The sequence below is a fragment of the Streptomyces sp. NPDC104581 genome, assembly GCF_055583685.1.
This window is the reverse complement of sequence record NZ_JBVJNN010000003.1, coordinates 173,078-192,150: the sequence shown is the minus strand read 5'-3', so window position 1 is coordinate 192,150 and position 19,073 is coordinate 173,078. Positions and strand designations below refer to the sequence as shown.

Below are 19,073 nucleotides of genomic sequence, written 5' to 3'. Positions count from 1 at the left end.
GAGCTTGATTGTGCCCGCGTGCCTCGTACATGCATACGGATGGGACGGAGCCGGTGCTCAGTGGACGCCTCCGGCGCGCGGATCAGTCCAGGACGTCGATGGGCATCCGGTTGGTCTCGACGCCCGCCGCGGTGACGACCTGCACATCGAGGCGGCCGGGTTCGACGTCCACCGGCACGGGCACGGTGAGCACCGTGTCCGACGGGTTCCGGAAGCCGCCGGGGACGGGGACGAGCGGTACATGGACATGCACGGGCCCGATCCGTACGACCATCGCGCCGAGCCGGTCCGGCGTGCCCGCGCCGGGCGGCACGAAGCCGGTCCCCCTGATCTCGATGTCGTCACCGGTGCGGATCGGCGCGTCCAGGTCCCCGGCCTCCCTGGCCCGTACGACCGACAGCACCACCGGACGGCCGCCCTCCGCCCACTTCGCGGCGAAGTACGTGGCGGCCGAGACCGTCACCAGCAGGGCGAGCGCCCATGGCAGATCGGGCAGTTGCTCGGGGCGGCGGGCCAGGCGTACGGCCGAGAACAGCACGGCGACGGCCGTCACCAGCGTGTACTGGACGTCGGCGAAGCTGCCGCGTCCGGCGTCGTCGCAGAGCAGGTCGGCGAGGCGGGGGCGCTCGGCCCGTACCTTCTGGAGGCGCCGGTCCGCGACGCGTACGCCCACCACGCGGCGGACGGTGACGGCGATCGCGCACACCACGGCCAGCACGGTCAGCATGCCCGCGCCACGGCCGAGTTCGAGCCCGGCGATCAGTTCGTCGCGGGCACCGTGGTCGGACGCGCCGGCGAGCTGGAGCGCGAGCACCAGCACGGCGAAGACAAGCAGCAGCACCCACGCGGAGGCGACGGTGCGGGAGGTCGACAGCCGGTTGTCCTCGCCGATGACCGGGGCGAGGAGGCCGCCGCGCGTACGGTGCAGCCTGGCCGCGCCGGTCAGCAGTCCGGCCACGGCGAGGCCGGCGACGAGCCCCGCCGTACGGGCGACGGTCCAGCCCGCGCCGATCGCGGTCCCGGCCAGCGCGAGGGCGAACACGGCGAGGCCGCCCCACACCACGATCAGCGTGTGCCGCCAGACGGCGAGCAGCCACGCCTCGCCCGCCTCGCGGCTGCGGTCGGCGACGGCGCGCGCCGACTGGGTGAGTTCGTCGGACACCCACTGCCTGGACGCACCCGGGGAGTGCGCGAGCGCGGCGGGCAGGCCGTGCCCGGCCGCGAACTCCTCGCGTTTGGCGACGAACGCCGCGACCGCCAGCCGGTGCCCCTCGGGGGCACCGACCGGACAGTTCCCGCACGTACAACCCCCGCCGTGGGTGCCTTGTCCCACCACTTGCACCGTCACGCCGAACGCCGCCTTCCCCGCCCCGCACCCATGGCTCTCGCCGGGTGAACTTCCTTGCTGTGACTGGGAATTGTGCCGTATCCGGGAGGGTGTCAGACGCCGAGGACGAGATACGCGAAGCCGAGATACCCCCGGTAGCCGCCGAGATAGCCCTCCCGGTGCCGGGCGGCGGTGGCACGGGCTTCCGCGTGCAGCGGATGGTGCGGGTTCTCCATGGCCCAGCGCTCGCCCCAGCCGGCCCGGCCGTTGGACTCGAAGACATCCCATTCACGCTGGTCGGCGACGGTCGTACGGAGCGGGGCGAAGCCCGCGTCGGCGGCGGCCCGGACCAGGTCGTCCAGCGAGCCGACGAGTTCGTCCTCCTGGCCGCCGAGTCCCGTGAGGGCGGCGGGGGTCGGCTTCCGCGTCCAGAATCCGTCGCCGAAGAGCACCCGCCCGCCGGGCTTGACGGTCGCGCGCAGGGCGCGCAGCGCCTCCCGGGTCGAGCCGGGCCAGGCGTGGACGGCCCCGATGCAGACGGCGAGGTCGTAACCGGTCCCCGGCCACCCCTCGGCGGAGCGCTCGTGGAACGTCACGCGACCGTCCAGCCCCCGCTCGCCGGCGAGCCGCCGTCCCCGCGCCACGGCGGCGGGGTCCTTCTCCACACCGTCCCCGGTGCTGCCGGGAGCCCTTTGGACCAGCCTCAGCAGCAACTCACCCCAGCCACACCCGAGATCGACCACCCGCCCGCCCTCGGGCACGGCACAGGCGTCGATCAGCGAGCGGGCGTGCTCTTCGGAGAGAGGGGCGTTCCAGGTCAGGAGGGGGTTGTTGGGGGCGGCGAGGACGGCGTGGAGTGCGTCGTGGTCGGACATGGCGGAGACGTTCGCACACGTGGCCGGCGCGGTGCGAGCCAATTGCGACGGCCTACAGGTTGTCGACGTCCGCGAGGTCGATGTCGATGTCGAACGGGACGGAGAGCTTCAGCCGCTCGTGAAAAGTGCCGACCAAGGCGTACGACCGCGTGACCTCGGCCAGTTCGTACACCTGGACGACCGGGTGGTCGTTCGCCCCCGCCATCTCCACCAGCCAGAAGTTCTGGATGCCGGCCCGCGCGTATTTGTGCGGCTTGGTGTCGCGGTCACGAGACTCGGAGTCGGGCGAGACCACCTCGACCGCGAGGCGGACGTCCGCCACGTCGAAGCGAGTCCGCTGTCGGCTGGTCACCGCCTCGGCCCGGACGACACAGATGTCCGGCTCGGGGCCGTTGTGTTCATCGAGCCGGACGGTCATCTCGCGCCGGACACGCAGTTCCGGTGGAGCGGTGCGACGCAGTCCGGCCACCAGCATGTCGATCACGATGCTGTGGAAATCTCGCTGCGGACTCGCGAAAACCAGGCTTCCGTCGATCAACTCTGTATGCGGCGGGAGGCCGGGCAGCGTATCCAGGTCATCCACGGTGCAACCGTCCTGCGGCGGCACCGGCCACGAAGTGGTACGCAGCGGCTCAGCGGCCATGGTGGTTCCTCCCATGGATGGGATTCTGCTCCGTACGGAGCCTACCCAGGGCATATGCCAATGCCGCCACCCAAACGAATGAGCGACGGCATCGGCGTTGACCCGGGGGAGATGGTCACTCCCACTCGATCGTGCCCGGCGGCTTGCTCGTCACGTCCAGGACCACGCGGTTCACGTCCGAGACCTCGTTCGTGATGCGGGTGGAGATCTTCGCCAGTACGTCGTACGGCATCCGCGTCCAGTCCGCCGTCATCGCGTCCTCCGACGACACCGGGCGCAGCACGATCGGGTGGCCGTAGGTGCGGCCGTCGCCCTGGACGCCCACGGAGCGGACGTCCGCGAGGAGGACCACCGGGCACTGCCAGATGTCGCGGTCGAGGCCCGCCGCCGTCAGCTCCTCGCGGGCGATGGCGTCCGCCTCGCGCAGCAGGTCGAGCCGCTCGCGGGTGATGTCGCCGACGATGCGGATGCCGAGGCCCGGCCCCGGGAAGGGCTGGCGCTGGACGATCTCGTCCGGCAGGCCCAGCTCCTGGCCCACCATCCGGACCTCGTCCTTGAACAGCTGGCGCAGCGGCTCGACGAGGGAGAACTCCAGGTCCTCGGGGAGCCCGCCCACGTTGTGGTGCGACTTGATGTTGGCGGTGCCGCTGCCGCCGCCGGACTCGACCACGTCCGGGTAGAGCGTGCCCTGGACGAGGAACTCCACCGGCTCGCCGGGCTCGGCCTCGGCGATGATCTCCGCCTGGGCCTGCTCGAAGACCCGGATGAACTCACGGCCGATGATCTTCCGCTTCTGCTCCGGGTCGGAGACCCCGGCCAGCGCGGCCAGGAAGCGCTCCTGCGCGTCGACGACCTTGAGCTGGACGCCGGTCGCGGCGACGAAGTCCTTCTCGACCTGCTCGGTCTCGCCCTTGCGCATCAGACCGTGGTCGACGTAGACGCAGGTCAGCTGTGAGCCGATCGCCTTCTGTACGAGGGCGGCGGCGACGGCTGAGTCCACGCCGCCGGAGAGACCGCAGATCGCCCGGCTGCCGCCGACCTGCTCGCGGATGGCGGCGACCTGCTCCTCGATGACGTTGCCGGTGGTCCACGTGGGCTCGATGCCCGCGCCCCGGTAGAGGAAGTGTTCGAGGACCTGCTGGCCGTGGGTGGAGTGCAGGACCTCGGGGTGGTGCTGGACGCCGTAGAGCTTCTTCTCGTCGTTCTCGAAGGCGGCGACCGGCACCACATCGGTGGAGGCGGTGACGGTGAAGCCCTCGGGGGCGGCCGAGCAGGCGTCGCCGTGCGACATCCAGACCTGCTGCTCGGCCGGGGTGCCCTCGAAGAGGGTGGAGCCCGTCTTGGAGACGTGCAGCACGGTGCGGCCGTACTCCCGCGAGCCCGTGTTGTCGACCGTTCCGCCGAGGGTCGTCGCCATCAACTGGAAGCCGTAGCACATGCCGAAGACCGGGACCCCGGCCTCGAAGAGCGCGCGGTCCACGGTCGGGGCGCCCGGCGCGTACACGGAGGACGGGCCGCCGGAGAGGATGATCGCCTTGGGGTTCTTGGCCAGCATCTCGGCCACCGGCATCGTCGAGGGGACGATCTCGCTGTAGACCCGGGCCTCACGGACGCGGCGGGCGATGAGCTGGGCGTACTGCGCGCCGAAGTCGACGACGAGTACGGCGTCGGGGGCGGCGGGGGGTACTGCTGGCACGGGCGCGGCCTTCCGGCGGTGAAGGGGTTCTGTACACCGATTCTAGCGGCGCCCGGAGACAGCTTTCCGTCTCGGCATCCGAACCCCGTGCGGGGCCGCCCGCCCTCTCGGGCATACTGGCCGCCATGCGCGAGTACTCGACCTTCTTTACCTATGGCACCGGCCCGTCCGGCTGCCATGGTCGTGCCGCTTGAGCTGACAAGCGACTTCCCAGGCGCCCCGGGCCGGCAAGGCCCGGGGCGTTCTGTGTCGTCCGGGCCGGAAGTCCGCCGCCCGGGGCCTCCCCCTTCGTAAAGAGGAGCCCTTCATGACCGTCACCGACCGCACCGGCGCCCGCACCGACGAGGCCGCCACCCTGATCGACGGCGCGCGGGAGCGGATCGACGCGCTCGACGACCGGATCATTGGTCTCGTGCAGGAGCGGATGGCCGTCTCGGCGGTGATCCAGGACGCCCGTATCACCTCCGGCGGACGCCGGGTGAATCTCTCCCGTGAGAACGAGATCCTGGGCCGCTTCCGGGACGCGCTCGGCACGCCGGGCACCTCGCTCGCGATGACGCTGCTGGAACTCTCGCGCGGCCGGATCTGACCGGACCCGGCCTACGGACATGGGTTCGGGCGCATCCTCACCCGTACGGCGCGTGACCGGACCCACCGGGCCTTCGTTGGTCCCGATGTCCGTGTCAGCCAGGGGCGGGCCCGAACAAACCACGCGTGGCTTCGCTGGGGCGTGTGGCGTACCGCAGGTACGTCGTGGGACCTCACTCCAGCGCGAGTGGCCGGTCGGCAGGGGACAGCATGCCCGGTCACCCCAAGAGCGGTCGGCACCGGGGACGCCCGGCGCCGGCCGCATACGGATACGGCTCCCTCCCGTGTCCAGCCGTTCGCCCGACCGCTTCCCCGCTCCGTCCGTCCACTCGTCCACCGTCCCGTACTCGCGGCGCCCACCCCCCCCGGCGCCGCGTTCCGGCACCGCGCGCCGCCCTGACGCCACGGTGCCGGCGACATGGGCCCCGCAGGCGCCCGTCCGACTCGGTTCGGACCGGGCCCGCGGGGCCCTTGCCGCGCTCGGCCGCACACCGCGACCGGCCCATGTGACGCGCGCCACATAAAGATTCCGTGAGGGAATGGGCAACCATCTGTTCAGGCCACACGTCCACCATGAGACACAGCGGACTCCTCTGCGCATCGGTGGAGCGGGACCGCGGGAGCGGAGGCGCTGCACTCGGAGGGGGGTGCAGCGCCTCCGCTCCGTCGGGGCACCCGCCGCTACGGCTTCTTCTTCGGCGGGACCGCAGGCATCCCGAGGAACGGCAGCTTCAGCGCCCCGAAGGCCGAGGCCGGGACCGCCGGCGACTTCGGCGCCACCGCCGCCGTCCGTACGTACGCCGCCCCGGCCGACTGCTCCGGACGCGGGTCCTCCTCCCCCTTGTTGGGCCAGAGGGACATCGCGCGCTCGGCCTGCGCGGTGATCGTGAGCGAGGGGTTGACGCCGAGGTTGGCCGAGACCGCCGAGCCGTCGACGACCGAGATGCCCGGGTGGCCGTAGAGCCGGTGGTACGGGTCGATGACACCGCGCTCGGCGTCGGCTCCGATGGGGCAGCCGCCGAGGAAGTGGGCGGTGAGCGGGGTGCCCATCAGCTCACCGACGTTCGAGCCGGCGAAGCCGTTGATCTCCTCGGCGAGCAGGGTCGCCGTCCGCGTGCCCTCGGCTATCTGCTTGGGGTTGGGCGCACCGTGCCCCTGACGTGCCGTCAGCAGTCCCTTGCCGACGCCGCCCCGCTTGCGGTACGTCGTCAGCGAGTTGTCCACCGACTGCATGACCAGTCCGATGATGGTCCGCTCCGACCAGTGCCGGTTGGAGAGTGAACGGGCGGCCATGACGGGGTGTCTGACCATGCCGCCCAGCCAGCCGGCGATGCGGCGCCCGTTCTCGCTGTAGGGGACCTGGAGGATCGAGAGCGAGCCCATCGCGTTCGATCCCTTGCCGTAACGGACCGGTTCCACATGGGTGTTGGCGTCGGGGTGGAAGGAGGAGGTGATGGCGACACCACGGGTGAAGTCCGCCCCGCTCCCCCGGCCGAGCGCGGCCCCGTGCTTCTTCCGGTAGCGCCGGTCGGTGGTCTGGGCGCCCACCAGGGCCTCGGAGTTGGTCCGGGTCAGCTCACCGAGCCGGTCGGAGAGCCGGGGCAGCCGCCCCTGGTCCTTCATCGTGTGCAGCAGCGTCTGGGTCCCGTAGGTCCCCGCCGCGAGCACGACGTGACGGGCCCTCAGCACCCGTGGCGCCGACTTGCGCCGGTGGGTGGGGACGGTCGCGACGCGGTGGCCGCCGTCCGGGTCCTCGGAGACGCCGACGACGGTCGTCATGGGGCGGATCGACGCCCCGGCCTGTTCGGCGAGGTGGAGGTAGTTCTCGTTGAGGGTGTTCTTGGCGCCGTGCCGGCAGCCGGTCATGCACTCGCCGCACTGGGAGCAGGCTCGGCGGGACGGACCGGCGCCGCCGAAGTACGGGTCGCCGACGGACGCGCCGGGCTCGGCCACCGCCGTACCGTCGGCGTCCTGGCCGTCACCGAAGAAGACGCCGACCGGTGCCAGACGGAAGGTGTCACCGACGCCCATCGCCTGCGCGGTCGCCTTGAGATGGACGTCCGAGGGCGTCATCGTCGGGTTGAGCCTGACGCCGAGCATCCGTCGCGCCTGGTCGTAGTACGGGGCGAGTTCGGCCTGCCAGTCGGTGATGCCGGCCCACTGCCGGTCCTCGAAGAACGGCTTCGGCGGTACGTACAGCGTGTTCGCGTAGTTGAGCGAGCCGCCGCCGACACCGGCGCCCGCGAGGACCATCACATTGCCGAGCAGATGGACCCGCTGGATGCCGAAGAGACCGAGGGCCGGGGCCCAGAGATAGTTCTTGATGTCCCAGGAGTTCTTGGGGAGGGTGCCCGGTGTGAAGCGGCGGCCGGCCTCCAGGACACCGACGCGGTACCCCTTCTCGGTCAGCCGCAGCGCGGAGACCGCGCCGCCGAAGCCGGACCCGACGACGATGACGTCGTAGTCGTACCCGTCGTCGGGGTCGTGGTCGGCATGGGTGTCCCGTGACATCGGCTCTCCTTCGTCGGATCAGCGCAGCCGGAAGGTCTTGAGCGCGCGCAGGCTCCTGGTCATGAACGCCGCGTACTTCTCGTCGTCCATGCCCATCGACGGGGCCATCGGCAGTACGCGCTGCTGCGCGACGGTCTGTACCTCGGTGAATTTGAGAATGCCCTCGGAGCCGTGTCTGCGGCCGAGGCCGGACTCCTTCATGCCGCCCATCGGCGCCCGGACACTGCCGTACGCGGGGGCGAATCCCTCGTTGATGTTGACGGTGCCGGTGCGCAGCCGGGCGGCGATCGCGTGCCCGCGCCCGCCGTCGCGTGTCCACACGCTCGAATTGAGTCCGTACGGGGTGGAGTTGGCGAGCTCGACGGCCTCGTCCTCGTCGCCGAAGCGGTAGACGGAGACGAGCGGCCCGAAGGTCTCCTCCGTGCAGACCGACATCGGCGCCTCGACGCCCTCCAGGATGGTGGGCTCGTAGAAGTACGGTCCGATGTCCGGCCGCGCCACGCCGCCGGCGAGGATCCTGGCGCCCTTGGCGACGGCCTCCTCGACATGGCTGGTGACGGTCCTGAGCTGGCGTTCGCTGACGAGCGAGCCCATGTCCGCGCCGTACGCGAGCGCGCTGCCGAGCCGCATCGCCTTCGTACGGGCGACGAATCGCTCCACGAACGCGTCGGCGACCGACTCGTGGACGTACAACCGCTCGATGGAGATGCAGAGTTGACCCGCGGTGGAGAAGCAGGCGCGCACCGCGCCGGCCGCCGCCTTCTCGATGTCGGCGTCGTGCAGGACCAGCATGGCGTTCTTGCCGCCGAGTTCGAGGGAGGCGCCGACCAGCCGGCCCGCCGCGCGCTGGGCGACCTCGCGGCCGGTGCGGGTGGAGCCGGTGAACGAGATGTAGTCGCCGCGCTCGACGACCTCGGGCCCGATGACGGGCCCCTCGCCGAGCACCACCTGGAAGACCCCGGCAGGCAGTCCGGCCTCGATCAGCAGATCACGCGCCCACAGCGCGGTGAGCGCGGTCTCGGTGTCGGGCTTCATGACCACGGCGTTGCCCGCGACGAAGGCGGGCAGGGCGTCGCCGACGGAGAGCTCCAGGGGGTAGTTCCAGGGGGCGATCTGTCCGACGACACCGCGCGGCTGCCGCAGCTCGGTGACCTTGGTCAGCAGGGGCATGGCGCCGGTGTGGCGCCGGGGCCTCAGATACGAGGCGGCCTTGCGCCCGTAGTGGCGCGCCGCGACGGCGACGGCCTGGACCTCCTCGTGCGCGTGCAGCCTCGCCTTGCCGGTCTCCAGCTGGACGAGGTCGAGCACCTCGGCCTGGCGCTCCAGCAGCAGGTCGTGGAAGCGGAGCAGGACGGCGGCCCGCCGCCGTACGGAGGTCGCCGCCCAGACGGGCTGCGCGGCGCGGGCACGGGCGAACGCCTCGGCGACGTCCTCGGGGGTGGACTCGGGCAGATCGGCCAGCTTCTCGCCGGTGGACGGGCTGTGGTTAGCGGTGAGCCCGGAACCCACGACGCCTCTGACGAGCTGGGCGAGCACTTCGGGAGTGACCACGTCGGCGGCGGTGCGCACACCTGCGGGCACCGGAGCCACCGGATTGGTCGTGGGGGCCTGTGAGTCCGTCATGAGGGCGAGAGTATGCCGCCTGCCGTGACTTTGGGTACCCGCCGGTAACACCTTTTCGCGCGTCGCCCTCCGAGGCGTCCGGCGGGTCGCCGAGCCCCGCCCGCCGACCCGCCCCGAACGCGCCAGTGATCACTGGCACATAAGCCCTGATCAGGTGCTCAGGGCAGGTAATTGCTCTCGATCTCCAGATGCTCGACCACGGTCGAGAAGAGTTCCTCGCCGTCCGTCACCGCGTCCCCCTCGGCCGGCATCGCCACCCGCAGCCGCCAGTGCACGTCGTCGGTTCCCGGGACGATCAGCTCGTGGTAGCGGTAGCGGATCGGGTCCTCGGAGGAGTCCCCGTACGGCACGAAGTCGACGACGTTGTCGAACGCCTTGTCCGAGCCCGCGAACGACGAATCCCCGCTCTTGTACTCCGCCTCCTTGATCTCCGTACCGCTCTCGCCGCCGTCTTCGTAGTACTTCTGCCAGGCCGACTTCTCGGCGGGCAGGACCTCGTTGTCCGGCTTCTTCTGCACCTGGTCCATGGAGACGGTGAAGACACCGCTCGGGTCCCGGAAGGTGACACGGCTTTCCTCGGTCACGCTCTCCTGGGAGCGCCGGTACTCCTCCGGTACGGCGATCTTGGCGTCGAGGATCTCCACCTCGGAGCGGACCTCCCAGCCCTCCGGCAGCTCGTCGCCCCCGAACGGGTCGAAGACGACCAGCCCCACCACGAGGGCCGCGGCGAGGACGCCGGCGCCGAGCCCGTACTGCGCCGGCCGGTTGCGGTGCAGCACCGGCGGGACCCATCTGCTGCCGCTCGTTCCGCCGCCGGTACCCGCGCTCCGGTAGAGCCGCGTCGCCTCGGGGGAAAGCTGCGGCGGACGCGCCACCGACTCCAGCACCGCCCTCACCTCGGCGGCGGTGGGACGCGCGGCCGGGTCCTTCCGCAGGAGCTGCATCACGATCGTGCCGAACGCGCCGGAACCGCGGGCCGGCATCTGCGGCTCGGCGGAGAGCACGGCCTGGAGCGTCGCGGGTATGTTCGAGCGGCGGTACGGGGACATCCCCTCGACCGCCGCGTACAGCACGACCCCCAGCGACCAGAGGTCCGACTCGGGCCCGGGGCGCTGACCGAGCACCCGCTCGGGCGAGATGAACTCCGGTGAGCCGACGAACGCCCCGGTCTCGGTGAGTCCCTGCTGCCCCTCGACCTGGGCGATGCCGAAGTCGCTGAGTACGACGCGGTCGGCGCGCCCGAGCAGGACGTTGTCCGGCTTCACGTCGCGGTGCAGCACACCCGCCTCATGGGCGGCGTTGAGCGCGTTGAGCACGTCGAGCCCGATCCTGGCGGCCTCGCGGGGATCGAGCGTGCCCTCCTGAAGACGGTCGGCGAGCGACTGGCCGCGTACCAGCTCCATGACGATCCACGGCCTGTCGTCCTCGACGACGACGTCGTGCATGGTGACGACCGAGGGATGGTCGATCCTGGCCGCCGAGCTGGCCTCGCGGCGCATCCGCCGGTACACGGTGTCGCGCTCCTGCGCGCCCAGATGCTCGGGGACGCGCGGCTCCTTGACCGCGACGTCGCGGTCCACGATCTCGTCGTGCGCCAGCCAGACCGTTCCCATGCCGCCGTGCCCGAGCCGTGAGACGAGCCGATAGCGACCGCCCACCAGACGGCCCACCGACGGGTCGGGCTCGGCCGGGGTGTGCTGGTTCGACTGCGTCGGCCGGTACGGGGAGCCGTGGGGGACCTGGGGCGGCACCTGCGGCTGCGGCGGCTGACCGTGGTGCGGCGGCTGGTGCGACCGCGGCGGCTGCTGTCCCGGCGGCTGCGGCTGCGGCTTCGGCGGGCGGAGTCCGTAGCTGGTGGGCTCGTTCGCCCGTCCCCCATCGTTCGTCATGGGCACATCCTTACGGAAAGCGCGTCGCGATAGCCACCGGGGGACGGCAGCGGGTGCAGAGCCGTGACATCGGCCCCTCCGGCGTCAGTCGCCCGCGCCGCCGGCCTGCCAGCCGCCGAGCATGGTGTCGAACTGTGACCGGGTGGTGGACCAGTCCCGGGCGGGGCCGGACATGTAGAGCGCGTACTCGGTCGAGCCGTCGGCGGAGAAGTACATCTGGTCGATCGCGCGGCGCGGGCCGACGTACACCTGCTTCTCGTCCGTCTCGGTCCAGGTGAACTCCCACAGCGCGGCCTTGGTCTGGCCCCGGAAGGTGTTGGGTCCCAGTGAGATCCGCTGGTATCCGGGCAGGCCGTCGACGTTCTTCTCCATGTCTTTCATATGGTGGTAGGGGTCCTGGAAGTCCGGTGAGGTGTCCACGGCGATGCGCAGGAAGTGGACGCCGTCGTCGGGCGTGTAGTCGATCTGGTCGCCGTTCATCCGCCGCTCCCAGCCGTCGGGGACGATGAGGCTGAAGCCCGCGGGATCGTCCACGCGCTTCCACCCGTCCGGCACGGACGAGGACTCGGTCCCGGACGGGTCGGCCTCCCCGCCGGAGCCGGAACCGCCGTCCGGGTTCGTGTCCTTGCCGCCGTCCCCGGACGAGCCGCCGGGGTCCGGGTTCGCGCCGGCGCTCGTGCCGGGACCGTCCTTGTCGTCCGACTGCTGGAGCGCGTAGTAGCCCAGGCCACCGCCGATCAGAGCGGCGGCGACGACCGCGACGAGCACCGCTCTCCAACGGCCGCTCCCGGCGCGCGGGTTGGCCGGCTGCGCGCCGGTGACCTGCGGGTAGGCGTTCGGGGGCGTGTGCCCGTACGGCGAAGGGTACGGCGCCGGGGGCTGCTGGTGCACCGGGTACCCGCTCCCCGGATGCGGTGTGGGGGACGGGGCGGGCACGGGGCCCGCGGCCTGCCGCCGCTCCCCCTCCGCCACCTGCGCCGTCGACGCCTCGGGCTCCCGCCCGTCGAGCACGTCCCGCAGCATCCGCTCGGTCCCGGCGGCGTCCGGGCGGGCCTCGGGGTCCTTGTGGAGCAGCGCGGCGATCACCGGGGTGAGCGGCCCGGCGCGTACGGGAGCCGGCGGGTCCTCGGTGACCACGGCCTGCATGGTGGCCACCGCGGAGGTACGGCGGAAGGGGGACGTGCCCTCCACCGCGGTGTGCAGCGTCGCGCCCAGCGCCCACAGGTCGGAGGCCGGTCCGGGTTCGTGGCCGCGCACCCGCTCGGGTGCGAGGTAGTCGATGGAGCCGACGATCTCGCCGGTGCGGGTGATGGCCGAGTCGCCCTCGATGGCCGCGATCCCGAAGTCGGTGAGCAGCACCCGGCCGTCCCGCGCGAGCAGCACGTTGCCGGGCTTCACGTCGCGGTGCAGGACCCCGGCCGCGTGGGCGGCGCGCAGCGCGTCGAGCACCTGGAGGCCGATCCGGGCCGCTTCCCGCACCACGACGGGGCCCGTGGCGACGGCTTCGGCGAGCGAGGGGCCGTCCACGTACTGCATGACGATCCAGGGCCGGCCGCCGTGGTCGAGCACGTCATGGACCGTGACAACGGCGGGGTGGCTGATCCGGGCCGCGGCCCTGGCCTCTTTCTGGGTGCGGGCGTGCAGCACGGCGCGGTCGGCGGCGGTGACGTACAGGGCGGCGGTCAACTCCTTGATCGCCACAATTCTGTTGAGCAACTGGTCCTCGGCGCGCCACACTTGGCCCATACCGCCGCTGCCGATCGGCTCGGCCAGCTTGTAGCGCCCGGCGAGCACCAGTCCCTCGCGTGCTTCCACAGACTCTTCCACGTGCCCCCGCCCGTTCCTCGGAATCACAGGTTACGGAGCGGACGCGCCCACGCGGAACCTGGGCTCGCGCCTGAAACCTCACCGTGACACAGACGGCGGGGCGTGCGCGGGTTCCGGAACGGGGCGTGTCCGGCCGGTCGCCCTGCGCCCTGTCGGCCCGTCAGCCGGTCGCGGTCCGTGGGCTTTCGGCCCGTCAGCCGGTGATCCGGTAGGAGCCGATGGCCTGTTCGTAGATCTCGGAGACCTTGTCCCGCTCGCCCTCCGGTCCGATGACCTGGATGATGTGGTAGCTGTCCTTGACGATCATGGCGAGGTTCCGCACGTAGACCTCCTGACCGCTGCTGTTCTGCCAGGTGAACTGCCCCTCGGCCATGGGCTGCTGACCGACGTCGATGCGGCGCAGACCCGAGGAGGTGGCCCAGGAGGAGTCGCGGAAGGGCTGCAACTCCCGCTCCTTGTCCCGCTGGTAGGCCAGCGGGTCGTCGCCGTTGTCGGCCACGGTGTCCCGGCCCGGGACCACGATGAGTGTGTAGTCGCCCCGCCCGAAGCGGATTTGCCCGCTGTCGTTGATCGGACGGCGCTGCCAGCTCTTGTCCACGCCGATCTCGAAGCCCTCGGCGTCCTTGCGCAGGACATAGCCGTCCGCGAGGTCGGCCGACGGCCCGGACGTCGGGGAGTTGGGGTCGGCCGGCTTGTCGCCGCCGCTGTCCGGGGTGGTGTCGGGGTCCCGCGGTTCCGGCGTACCCGGCGCGCTCGGGTTCGCGCCGGCGCCGTTGCCCGAGCCCTCCTCGCCGGCCTTCGGCAGGAACAGCACGGCGAAGGCGATGGCGGCGACCATCAGCGCGAGGATCACGACGAGCAGGATGCGGCCGAGCGAGCGCGGCCCGCGTGACCCGCCGCCGCCCGGCCTCTCGCGCGGCTCGCGGTACTCCCTGTCGCCGAAGTCGTCGTCGCGGTGGTCCCGTTCGCCGTAGGGGCGTTCGGTGTGCTCGCGGTGCGGCTCGACGTATGTCTCCCCGTGCGAGGCACGCGCGACACCGCGCTGTTCGGCGGACCTGCCGCCCCTGTCCCTGCGCTCCTTGCCCTTCTTGTGGCGGTGGCGGCCGTCGCCGCGGCGGCCACGCCGCTTGCGGACCAGCTCGCCCCTGCGGCGCACGATGGGCAGGCGCTCGTCGACCGAGGGCACGGCGACCACGTCGAGACCGGCGTCGGGCTCGGGCGCCGAGCGCACCAGCGAACGCAGCCAGCCGCGCAGCTCCTCGAAGTCCGGCCGCTCCGTGGGGTCCTGACGGAGCAGGGACTCCACGACGGGGCGCAGCGGACCGCACTCCTCGGCGAAGGCCGGCGGCTCGGCGCAGACGAGCTGGACCAGCTCGGCCGCGCTCTCCTCCGGGTACGGGGCGTGGCCCTGGACGGCGCGGTAGAGCAGCGCGCCCAGTGCCCACAGGTCGGTGGACGGGCCGATGGGCGGGGCGAGCTGCCAGTTCTCGTGGACCGGGCCGGCCTGCTCGGGCGCCCAGCGCTCGGTGACGGCGCCGACGACGGCTATGCGTGCCTGGCGGGCGCGCTCGGCGGCGAGCGGGGTCGCGGGGCCCCGGTACGCGGGGGTCGTGGCGCCCGCGACGACATCGTCCCAGCGGCCGGCCGGTACGGCGGATCCGGGGACGGCGGGCAGGTTCGAGGACTGGCGCTGGGCGTCGGCGCGCATGGCGTCGCCGGTGCCCGAGCCGTGCCAGCCGCCGCCGCGCGGTCCGCCGGCGGCGTTCTCCTGGCGGAGGTACGGGGAGGAGCCGCCGGCCGGGGGCAGCGCGGGTGCGTCGTGGCCGCCCGGCGTCCGGCGGTACGGGTCGCCGCCGCCCGCGGACAGCGGGCGGGAGCCGTCCCCCGGGCCGCTGGGGCCGTCGTGCCAGGTGCCTGACAGCTGGACGCGGCGGGGCGGCCGAGGGTCGTCGTCACCGTGGTCTCGGTCGGTGTCGGTGTCGGCCCGGTCGTCGTACGCCGGGCGGCCCGCGGGGTCGCTCTCGCGGGGAGGCATCGCCCACCAGTCGGGGTCGCGGCCCTCGCCCTGCGTGGGCCCGGCGGCGTCTGCCGGGGGACCGCCCGGCGAGTCGCCCCGGGAACCGCTGCGGCCCGCGGGGGCCGAGGGGTCCGACAGATGCACGGGGCGCTGGACGGGCAGGGTGCCGGTGTCGCGCTGCTGGTCCTCGGTGACCCGGGCGGCGGCGCGCGCTCCGGCACGGTAGGCGGCGATGGCTCCGGCGCGGGCGGCGCGGGTGTCCGCCGGGCCGCCGCGGGAGGGGTGGGAGGGCAGGGCGGGCGGTCCGGCGTACGGGACGACGGGGGCCGGTCCCGTACCGCCGCCGTGCCCCTCCCGGCCGTCCCGGCCGTCCTCGGTGCCCGCGTCCGGGTCGTCCGTGTCCGCGCCGCCGGCGCCCGGCCCGTGGTCGGCGACGGGCCGCCCGAACGCGTCGGTGCCGTAGGGGACTTCACCGTACGAGCGGTCACCGTAGGGCCCGTCACCGTACGACCCGTCGGCCGGGCGGGCCGTCTCCAGCGCGGCGCGGCCCGGCGACCCGGGGCCCACCGGCACGCCCAGCGCGCCGGTGCCCGGCGGCAGCACCTCGGAGGTCCCCGTACGCCCGGCGGGGATGCCCACGGCACCCGGGCCGGCGCCCGGCAGGCCCGCCGTCCCGGCGCCGCCCGCGACCGGGCCCAGTTCGGGACCGGGCGCGTGCGCGGCGCCCGGTACGGGGCCCGGGATCTCGCCAGCGGGCCGGAACCCGGCTTCGAAACCGCCCTCCCCCGAGGAGGGCGGTACCGGCATGTACCCGCAGAGCGCTTCCTCGGCGGCGCCCGCCGCGAGGCCGGTGAGCACCACGCGTCCGTCGTCGCAGACGAGCACCGTGCGGACGGTGATGTTCCGGTGGGTCCAGCCGTGGGCGTGCAGCACCCGTACGGCGGTGAGCACGTCCGAGGCGATCTCGGCCGCGCGGTAGGGGTTGAGCGGCCTCTCCGCGAGCAGGGCCGCCAGCGGTCTGGCCGCGACCAGTTCGCTCACTATCCAGAGCGAACCGCCCTCGGCGAACACGTCGAAGACCTGGTCGAGCCGTGGGTGGTCGGGGATCTGGGCGGCGCTCTGCGCGGCGTCGATGGCGCGCCGGACCGCCGGGTCGGTGGGCCTGCGGGTCGTACGGCCGGAGACCCGCCGCGTGGCGGCGGCGCCGTCCGGGTCGACCATCTCGGCGTCCACGACCTCGGGCAACGGCACCTGCCTGACGAGGACTTCCTGCCCGCTGTACGTGTCGAACGCACGCGTCTCGACGAGATCGAACTCGTCGGACGGAGGCAGGGGCAGGCGGTAGCGGTCGGCAAGCACCCGTCCCGCGTAGTCGTCCACGACGCCTCCCACAAGCGCGCTGTCCCTGGGTCTCCGGGTCGTCGGAGACCTCGCGAAACCGCCAATTCCGGTCGTTTACCGGCCCATTGTGACTGCGTACGGTCCGCGAGTTCTCACGATACGTGGCCGCACCCAAGTATGCCGCCGGGTCACCGCAACACAGGTCCTAACCTTCCCGGCAACCCGGGCCCGTACGCCCCGGCGTCCCGGGCCGGTACCGGCCACGTACCGTCCCGGCCCATGGCGCGGCTCTCTCACAGAGAGTCGCATCAATCACCGGAACGGGTTGCACCGCCCATGAGTTCTCGCCATCGCGGCGCTTTCACGCCGCGATCCGCCGTCAGTCGATCGGCTTGAAAGTGCTGTACGCCGTCTCGCGGAGCGTCCGGCACTCGTCGTCGTCCCAGTCGCTCGCCTTGCAGGTGATCATGATCGCGTAGCCATGGGTGGCGTCGGCCTTGAAGCCGCGGTTCAGCACCCGCACCCGCTCGCCGCCCTGGTCGCGCTCGAATCCCCAGTCGGCGACGGTGGGATAGCCGTTGAACTCGACGGACTCGATGCCGAGCCGCTTGTAGTTGCCGAGGCTGCCCTTGATCTGGGTTTCGAGCTGCTCCCAGGCGCGCTTGGCGTCGTCGCTCGGCTTGGCGTTGAAGTCCACCTGGATACGGGGGAATTCACCGTCCTCGCTGTAGATGGCGCCCGAACTCTGCCCGGCCGTACCGGTCCGCCTGAAGTCCTCGGGCATCGCCATCGAGAAGTGGAACTGACTGTCGGTGACCGTCTTGAAGTCCTCGGGCACACCCTTGCCGTCCGAGCCGGAGTCCGGGTCGCCGGAGCCCTGACCCGAGTTGTCCTTACCGGAATCGCCCTCGGCCGACCCGCTGTCCGACGGCTTGTCGCCACCGTTGTCCTTGGCCGAATCCTGCTGCTCGTCCGTGCCCTGCGTGTCACCGGTGCCGCCCTTGGCGTCGTCACCCGCGGTGGCACCGGCCGAGGCGGCTGTGTCGTCCTTGCCCGCGCCACCCTTGGCCCCGCCGTCCGAGTCACCGTTGAGGGCGACCACCAGCACGACGGAGAGGATCGCCAGCACGACCACCGCGGCGATGATCACCATCGTGCGGCGCGGGACGACGTCGGTGAGCGAAGCCCGCGTGGCCGTGGTCCCGGCCGGGCCCGTGGACGGTGCCGGCGCGGCGCCCGAGGCGGATCGCGTTGTCGCGGCGGACGAAGTGCCCGTCCCGGCTCCCGCGCCCGGCCCCCTGCCCGGCTCCGGCCCGGCGGCGGACGCGCCCGCGGCACCGGCGGCGGCTGCCGCGGCGCCCTTCCTGGTCCGCCCCTTCGACCGGGGCCGGTCCGGCTCGGGCTCCGGGGGAAGCGGCGACAGCGCCACCACCCGGGTCGCGTCGGGCGCGGGCTCCGGCAGTGCGGAGGGATCGGGGGTGTCGATGACGTCCTGGAGCAGCGCCCGCGCGCCCGCGTCGTCGAGCCGCAGCGCCGGGTCCTTGGCCAGCAGGCCGTAGATGACCTCTTCCAGCGCGCCCGCGTTCTTCGGCGGGTCGAGCGGTTCGGTCATGACGGCGGTGAGGGTCGCGATGGCCGACCCCTTGTCGTAGGGCGGGCAGCCCTCGACCGACGCGTAGATCAGCCCGCCCAGCGACCACAGGTCGGCGGCGGGTCCGGGCTTCTTGCCCCGGGCGCGCTCCGGCGAGATGTACGAGGGGGCGCCGACGAGCATGCCGGTCGAGGTGACCGAGGGGTCGCCCTCCACCTGTGCGATGCCGAAGTCGGTGAGGACGACGCGCCCGTCCTCGGCGATGAGCACGTTGGACGGCTTCACGTCACGGTGCAGGATGCCCTCGCGGTGCGCCGAGCGCAGCACGTCGAGGATCGCGAGCGCGACCTCGGCGGCGCGCTTCGGGGTCAGGACCCCGTCCTCGCGGACGACCTCGGCGAGGGACTTGCCCTCGACGAGTTCCATGACGATCCAGGGCCGGTCGTCCTCGTCGACGACGTCGTAGACGGTGACGGCCCCGTTGTTGCGGATACGGGCGATCGCCTTGGCCTCGCGCAGTGTGCGCGTGATCAGCCGGCGCTTCTCGTCCTCGTCGATGCTGGTGGGGAAGCGCAGCTCCTTGACGGCGACCGTACGGCCGAGTGTCTCGTCGACGGCGCGCCAGACCGTGCCCATGCCGCCGCGGCCGAGCACCTCGCCGAGCCGGTACCGTCCCGCGAGGAGGCGTCCCTCACCGCTCGCGTCGGCCCCGCTCCCGGTGTCGTCCGTGGTGTCCGCACCGTCGGTGCCGTCGCTGCCGCTCCGGGGCTCTCGCACCGTGTCCCGTGACTGCTCCGCCTCCGCCATGCGTCCCCTCTGCGATCCCTGGTGTCCGCCCGCGCCTGACGCCTGCCCGCGCTCGGCGCGATAACGCGCCCTGACAGAGCCTCCATTGTCCCTCACTCCGGCGTATGCGATGGTCCCGGGTCGGCCATCCGCCGGGACGAAGGCCCACGCGGGGCGCGCGGAGGGGCCGTTGGGCGCGGCCCGGGGGATCGCACCGCTGGTCATGCCCCTGTTCGGGGTTCGAACAGGGGCGGGGGGGGGGGGGGGGGGGGGGGGGGGGGGGGGGGGGGGGGGGGGGGGGGGGGGGAGGGAGAGACAAGCGAGCGAAACTACCCACCCGACCACCCCCGACTGAGCGC

At 72.6% G+C, this 19,073-nt stretch carries 11 protein-coding genes; 1 reads left to right on the top strand and 10 read right to left on the bottom strand.

Features of this window, described 5'->3' with window-relative positions:
* Positions 1-82 precede the first annotated feature (82 nt).
* The 4 genes from ACZ61E_RS04140 to guaA all read right to left on the bottom strand — a co-directional run bounded on the left by ACZ61E_RS04140 (position 83) and on the right by guaA (position 4,541).
* Positions 83-1,333: a hypothetical protein gene (locus ACZ61E_RS04140; RefSeq protein ID WP_469697368.1), complete on the bottom strand. Its 1,251-nt coding sequence runs from the start codon at positions 1,331-1,333 to the stop codon at positions 83-85.
* A gap of 107 nt (positions 1,334-1,440) precedes the next feature.
* The gene (locus tag ACZ61E_RS04135) at positions 1,441-2,202 is read right to left on the bottom strand and encodes an SAM-dependent methyltransferase (RefSeq protein WP_469697367.1); all 762 of its coding nucleotides are present in this window, start codon (positions 2,200-2,202) and stop codon (positions 1,441-1,443) included.
* A gap of 52 nt (positions 2,203-2,254) precedes the next feature.
* The gene (locus ACZ61E_RS04130; RefSeq protein WP_469697573.1) at positions 2,255-2,845 is read right to left on the bottom strand and encodes a Uma2 family endonuclease; all 591 of its coding nucleotides are present in this window, start codon (positions 2,843-2,845) and stop codon (positions 2,255-2,257) included.
* Between the two features lie 115 nt (positions 2,846-2,960).
* A complete protein-coding gene (gene guaA / locus ACZ61E_RS04125; RefSeq protein ID WP_469697365.1) occupies positions 2,961-4,541 on the bottom strand; it encodes a glutamine-hydrolyzing GMP synthase in 1,581 nt (526 codons plus the stop codon).
* Positions 4,542-4,848: 307 nt separating this feature from the next.
* Between guaA and ACZ61E_RS04120 the strand changes: the two genes are divergently transcribed.
* Positions 4,849-5,130: a chorismate mutase gene (locus ACZ61E_RS04120; protein WP_469697363.1), complete on the top strand. Its 282-nt coding sequence runs from the start codon at positions 4,849-4,851 to the stop codon at positions 5,128-5,130.
* A gap of 680 nt (positions 5,131-5,810) precedes the next feature.
* On the opposite strand, the gene ACZ61E_RS04115 is transcribed toward ACZ61E_RS04120, so the two are convergent.
* From ACZ61E_RS04115 to ACZ61E_RS04090, 6 genes are all read right to left on the bottom strand, one after another.
* Complete coding sequence (locus ACZ61E_RS04115; protein ID WP_469697361.1) at positions 5,811-7,640, bottom strand: GMC oxidoreductase; 1,830 nt, start codon at positions 7,638-7,640, stop codon at positions 5,811-5,813.
* 18 nt (positions 7,641-7,658) lie between these two features.
* Complete coding sequence (locus tag ACZ61E_RS04110; protein ID WP_469697359.1) at positions 7,659-9,263, bottom strand: succinic semialdehyde dehydrogenase; 1,605 nt, start codon at positions 9,261-9,263, stop codon at positions 7,659-7,661.
* 158 nt (positions 9,264-9,421) lie between these two features.
* Complete coding sequence (locus tag ACZ61E_RS04105; RefSeq protein ID WP_469697357.1) at positions 9,422-11,152, bottom strand: serine/threonine-protein kinase; 1,731 nt, start codon at positions 11,150-11,152, stop codon at positions 9,422-9,424.
* A gap of 84 nt (positions 11,153-11,236) precedes the next feature.
* Positions 11,237-12,979, bottom strand: coding sequence for a serine/threonine-protein kinase (locus ACZ61E_RS04100; protein WP_469697355.1), 1,743 nt, complete (start codon positions 12,977-12,979; stop codon positions 11,237-11,239).
* A 193-nt stretch (positions 12,980-13,172) separates the two neighbouring features.
* Positions 13,173-16,376 carry a protein kinase gene (locus tag ACZ61E_RS04095; protein WP_469697353.1) on the bottom strand — a complete coding sequence of 1,068 codons (3,204 nt, stop codon included), beginning with the start codon at positions 16,374-16,376 and terminating at the stop codon, positions 13,173-13,175.
* Between the two features lie 340 nt (positions 16,377-16,716).
* Positions 16,717-18,735, bottom strand: coding sequence for a serine/threonine-protein kinase (locus tag ACZ61E_RS04090; protein ID WP_469697351.1), 2,019 nt, complete (start codon positions 18,733-18,735; stop codon positions 16,717-16,719).
* Between the last annotated feature and the right edge of the window lie 338 nt (positions 18,736-19,073).

Bases quoted from the DNA above. Each gene is read 5' to 3' on its own strand.
- ACZ61E_RS04135 (WP_469697367.1), bottom strand. From the start codon at position 2,202: ATGTCCGACCACGACGCACTCCACGCCGTCCTCGCCGCCCCCAACAAC.
- ACZ61E_RS04130 (WP_469697573.1), bottom strand. From the start codon at position 2,845: ATGGCCGCTGAGCCGCTGCGTACCACTTCGTGGCCGGTGCCGCCGCAG.
- ACZ61E_RS04120 (WP_469697363.1), top strand. From the start codon at position 4,849: ATGACCGTCACCGACCGCACCGGCGCCCGCACCGACGAGGCCGCCACC.
- ACZ61E_RS04115 (WP_469697361.1), bottom strand. From the start codon at position 7,640: ATGTCACGGGACACCCATGCCGACCACGACCCCGACGACGGGTACGAC.
- ACZ61E_RS04110 (WP_469697359.1), bottom strand. From the start codon at position 9,263: ATGACGGACTCACAGGCCCCCACGACCAATCCGGTGGCTCCGGTGCCC.
- ACZ61E_RS04105 (WP_469697357.1), bottom strand. From the start codon at position 11,152: ATGACGAACGATGGGGGACGGGCGAACGAGCCCACCAGCTACGGACTC.
- ACZ61E_RS04090 (WP_469697351.1), bottom strand. From the start codon at position 18,735: ATGGCGGAGGCGGAGCAGTCACGGGACACGGTGCGAGAGCCCCGGAGC.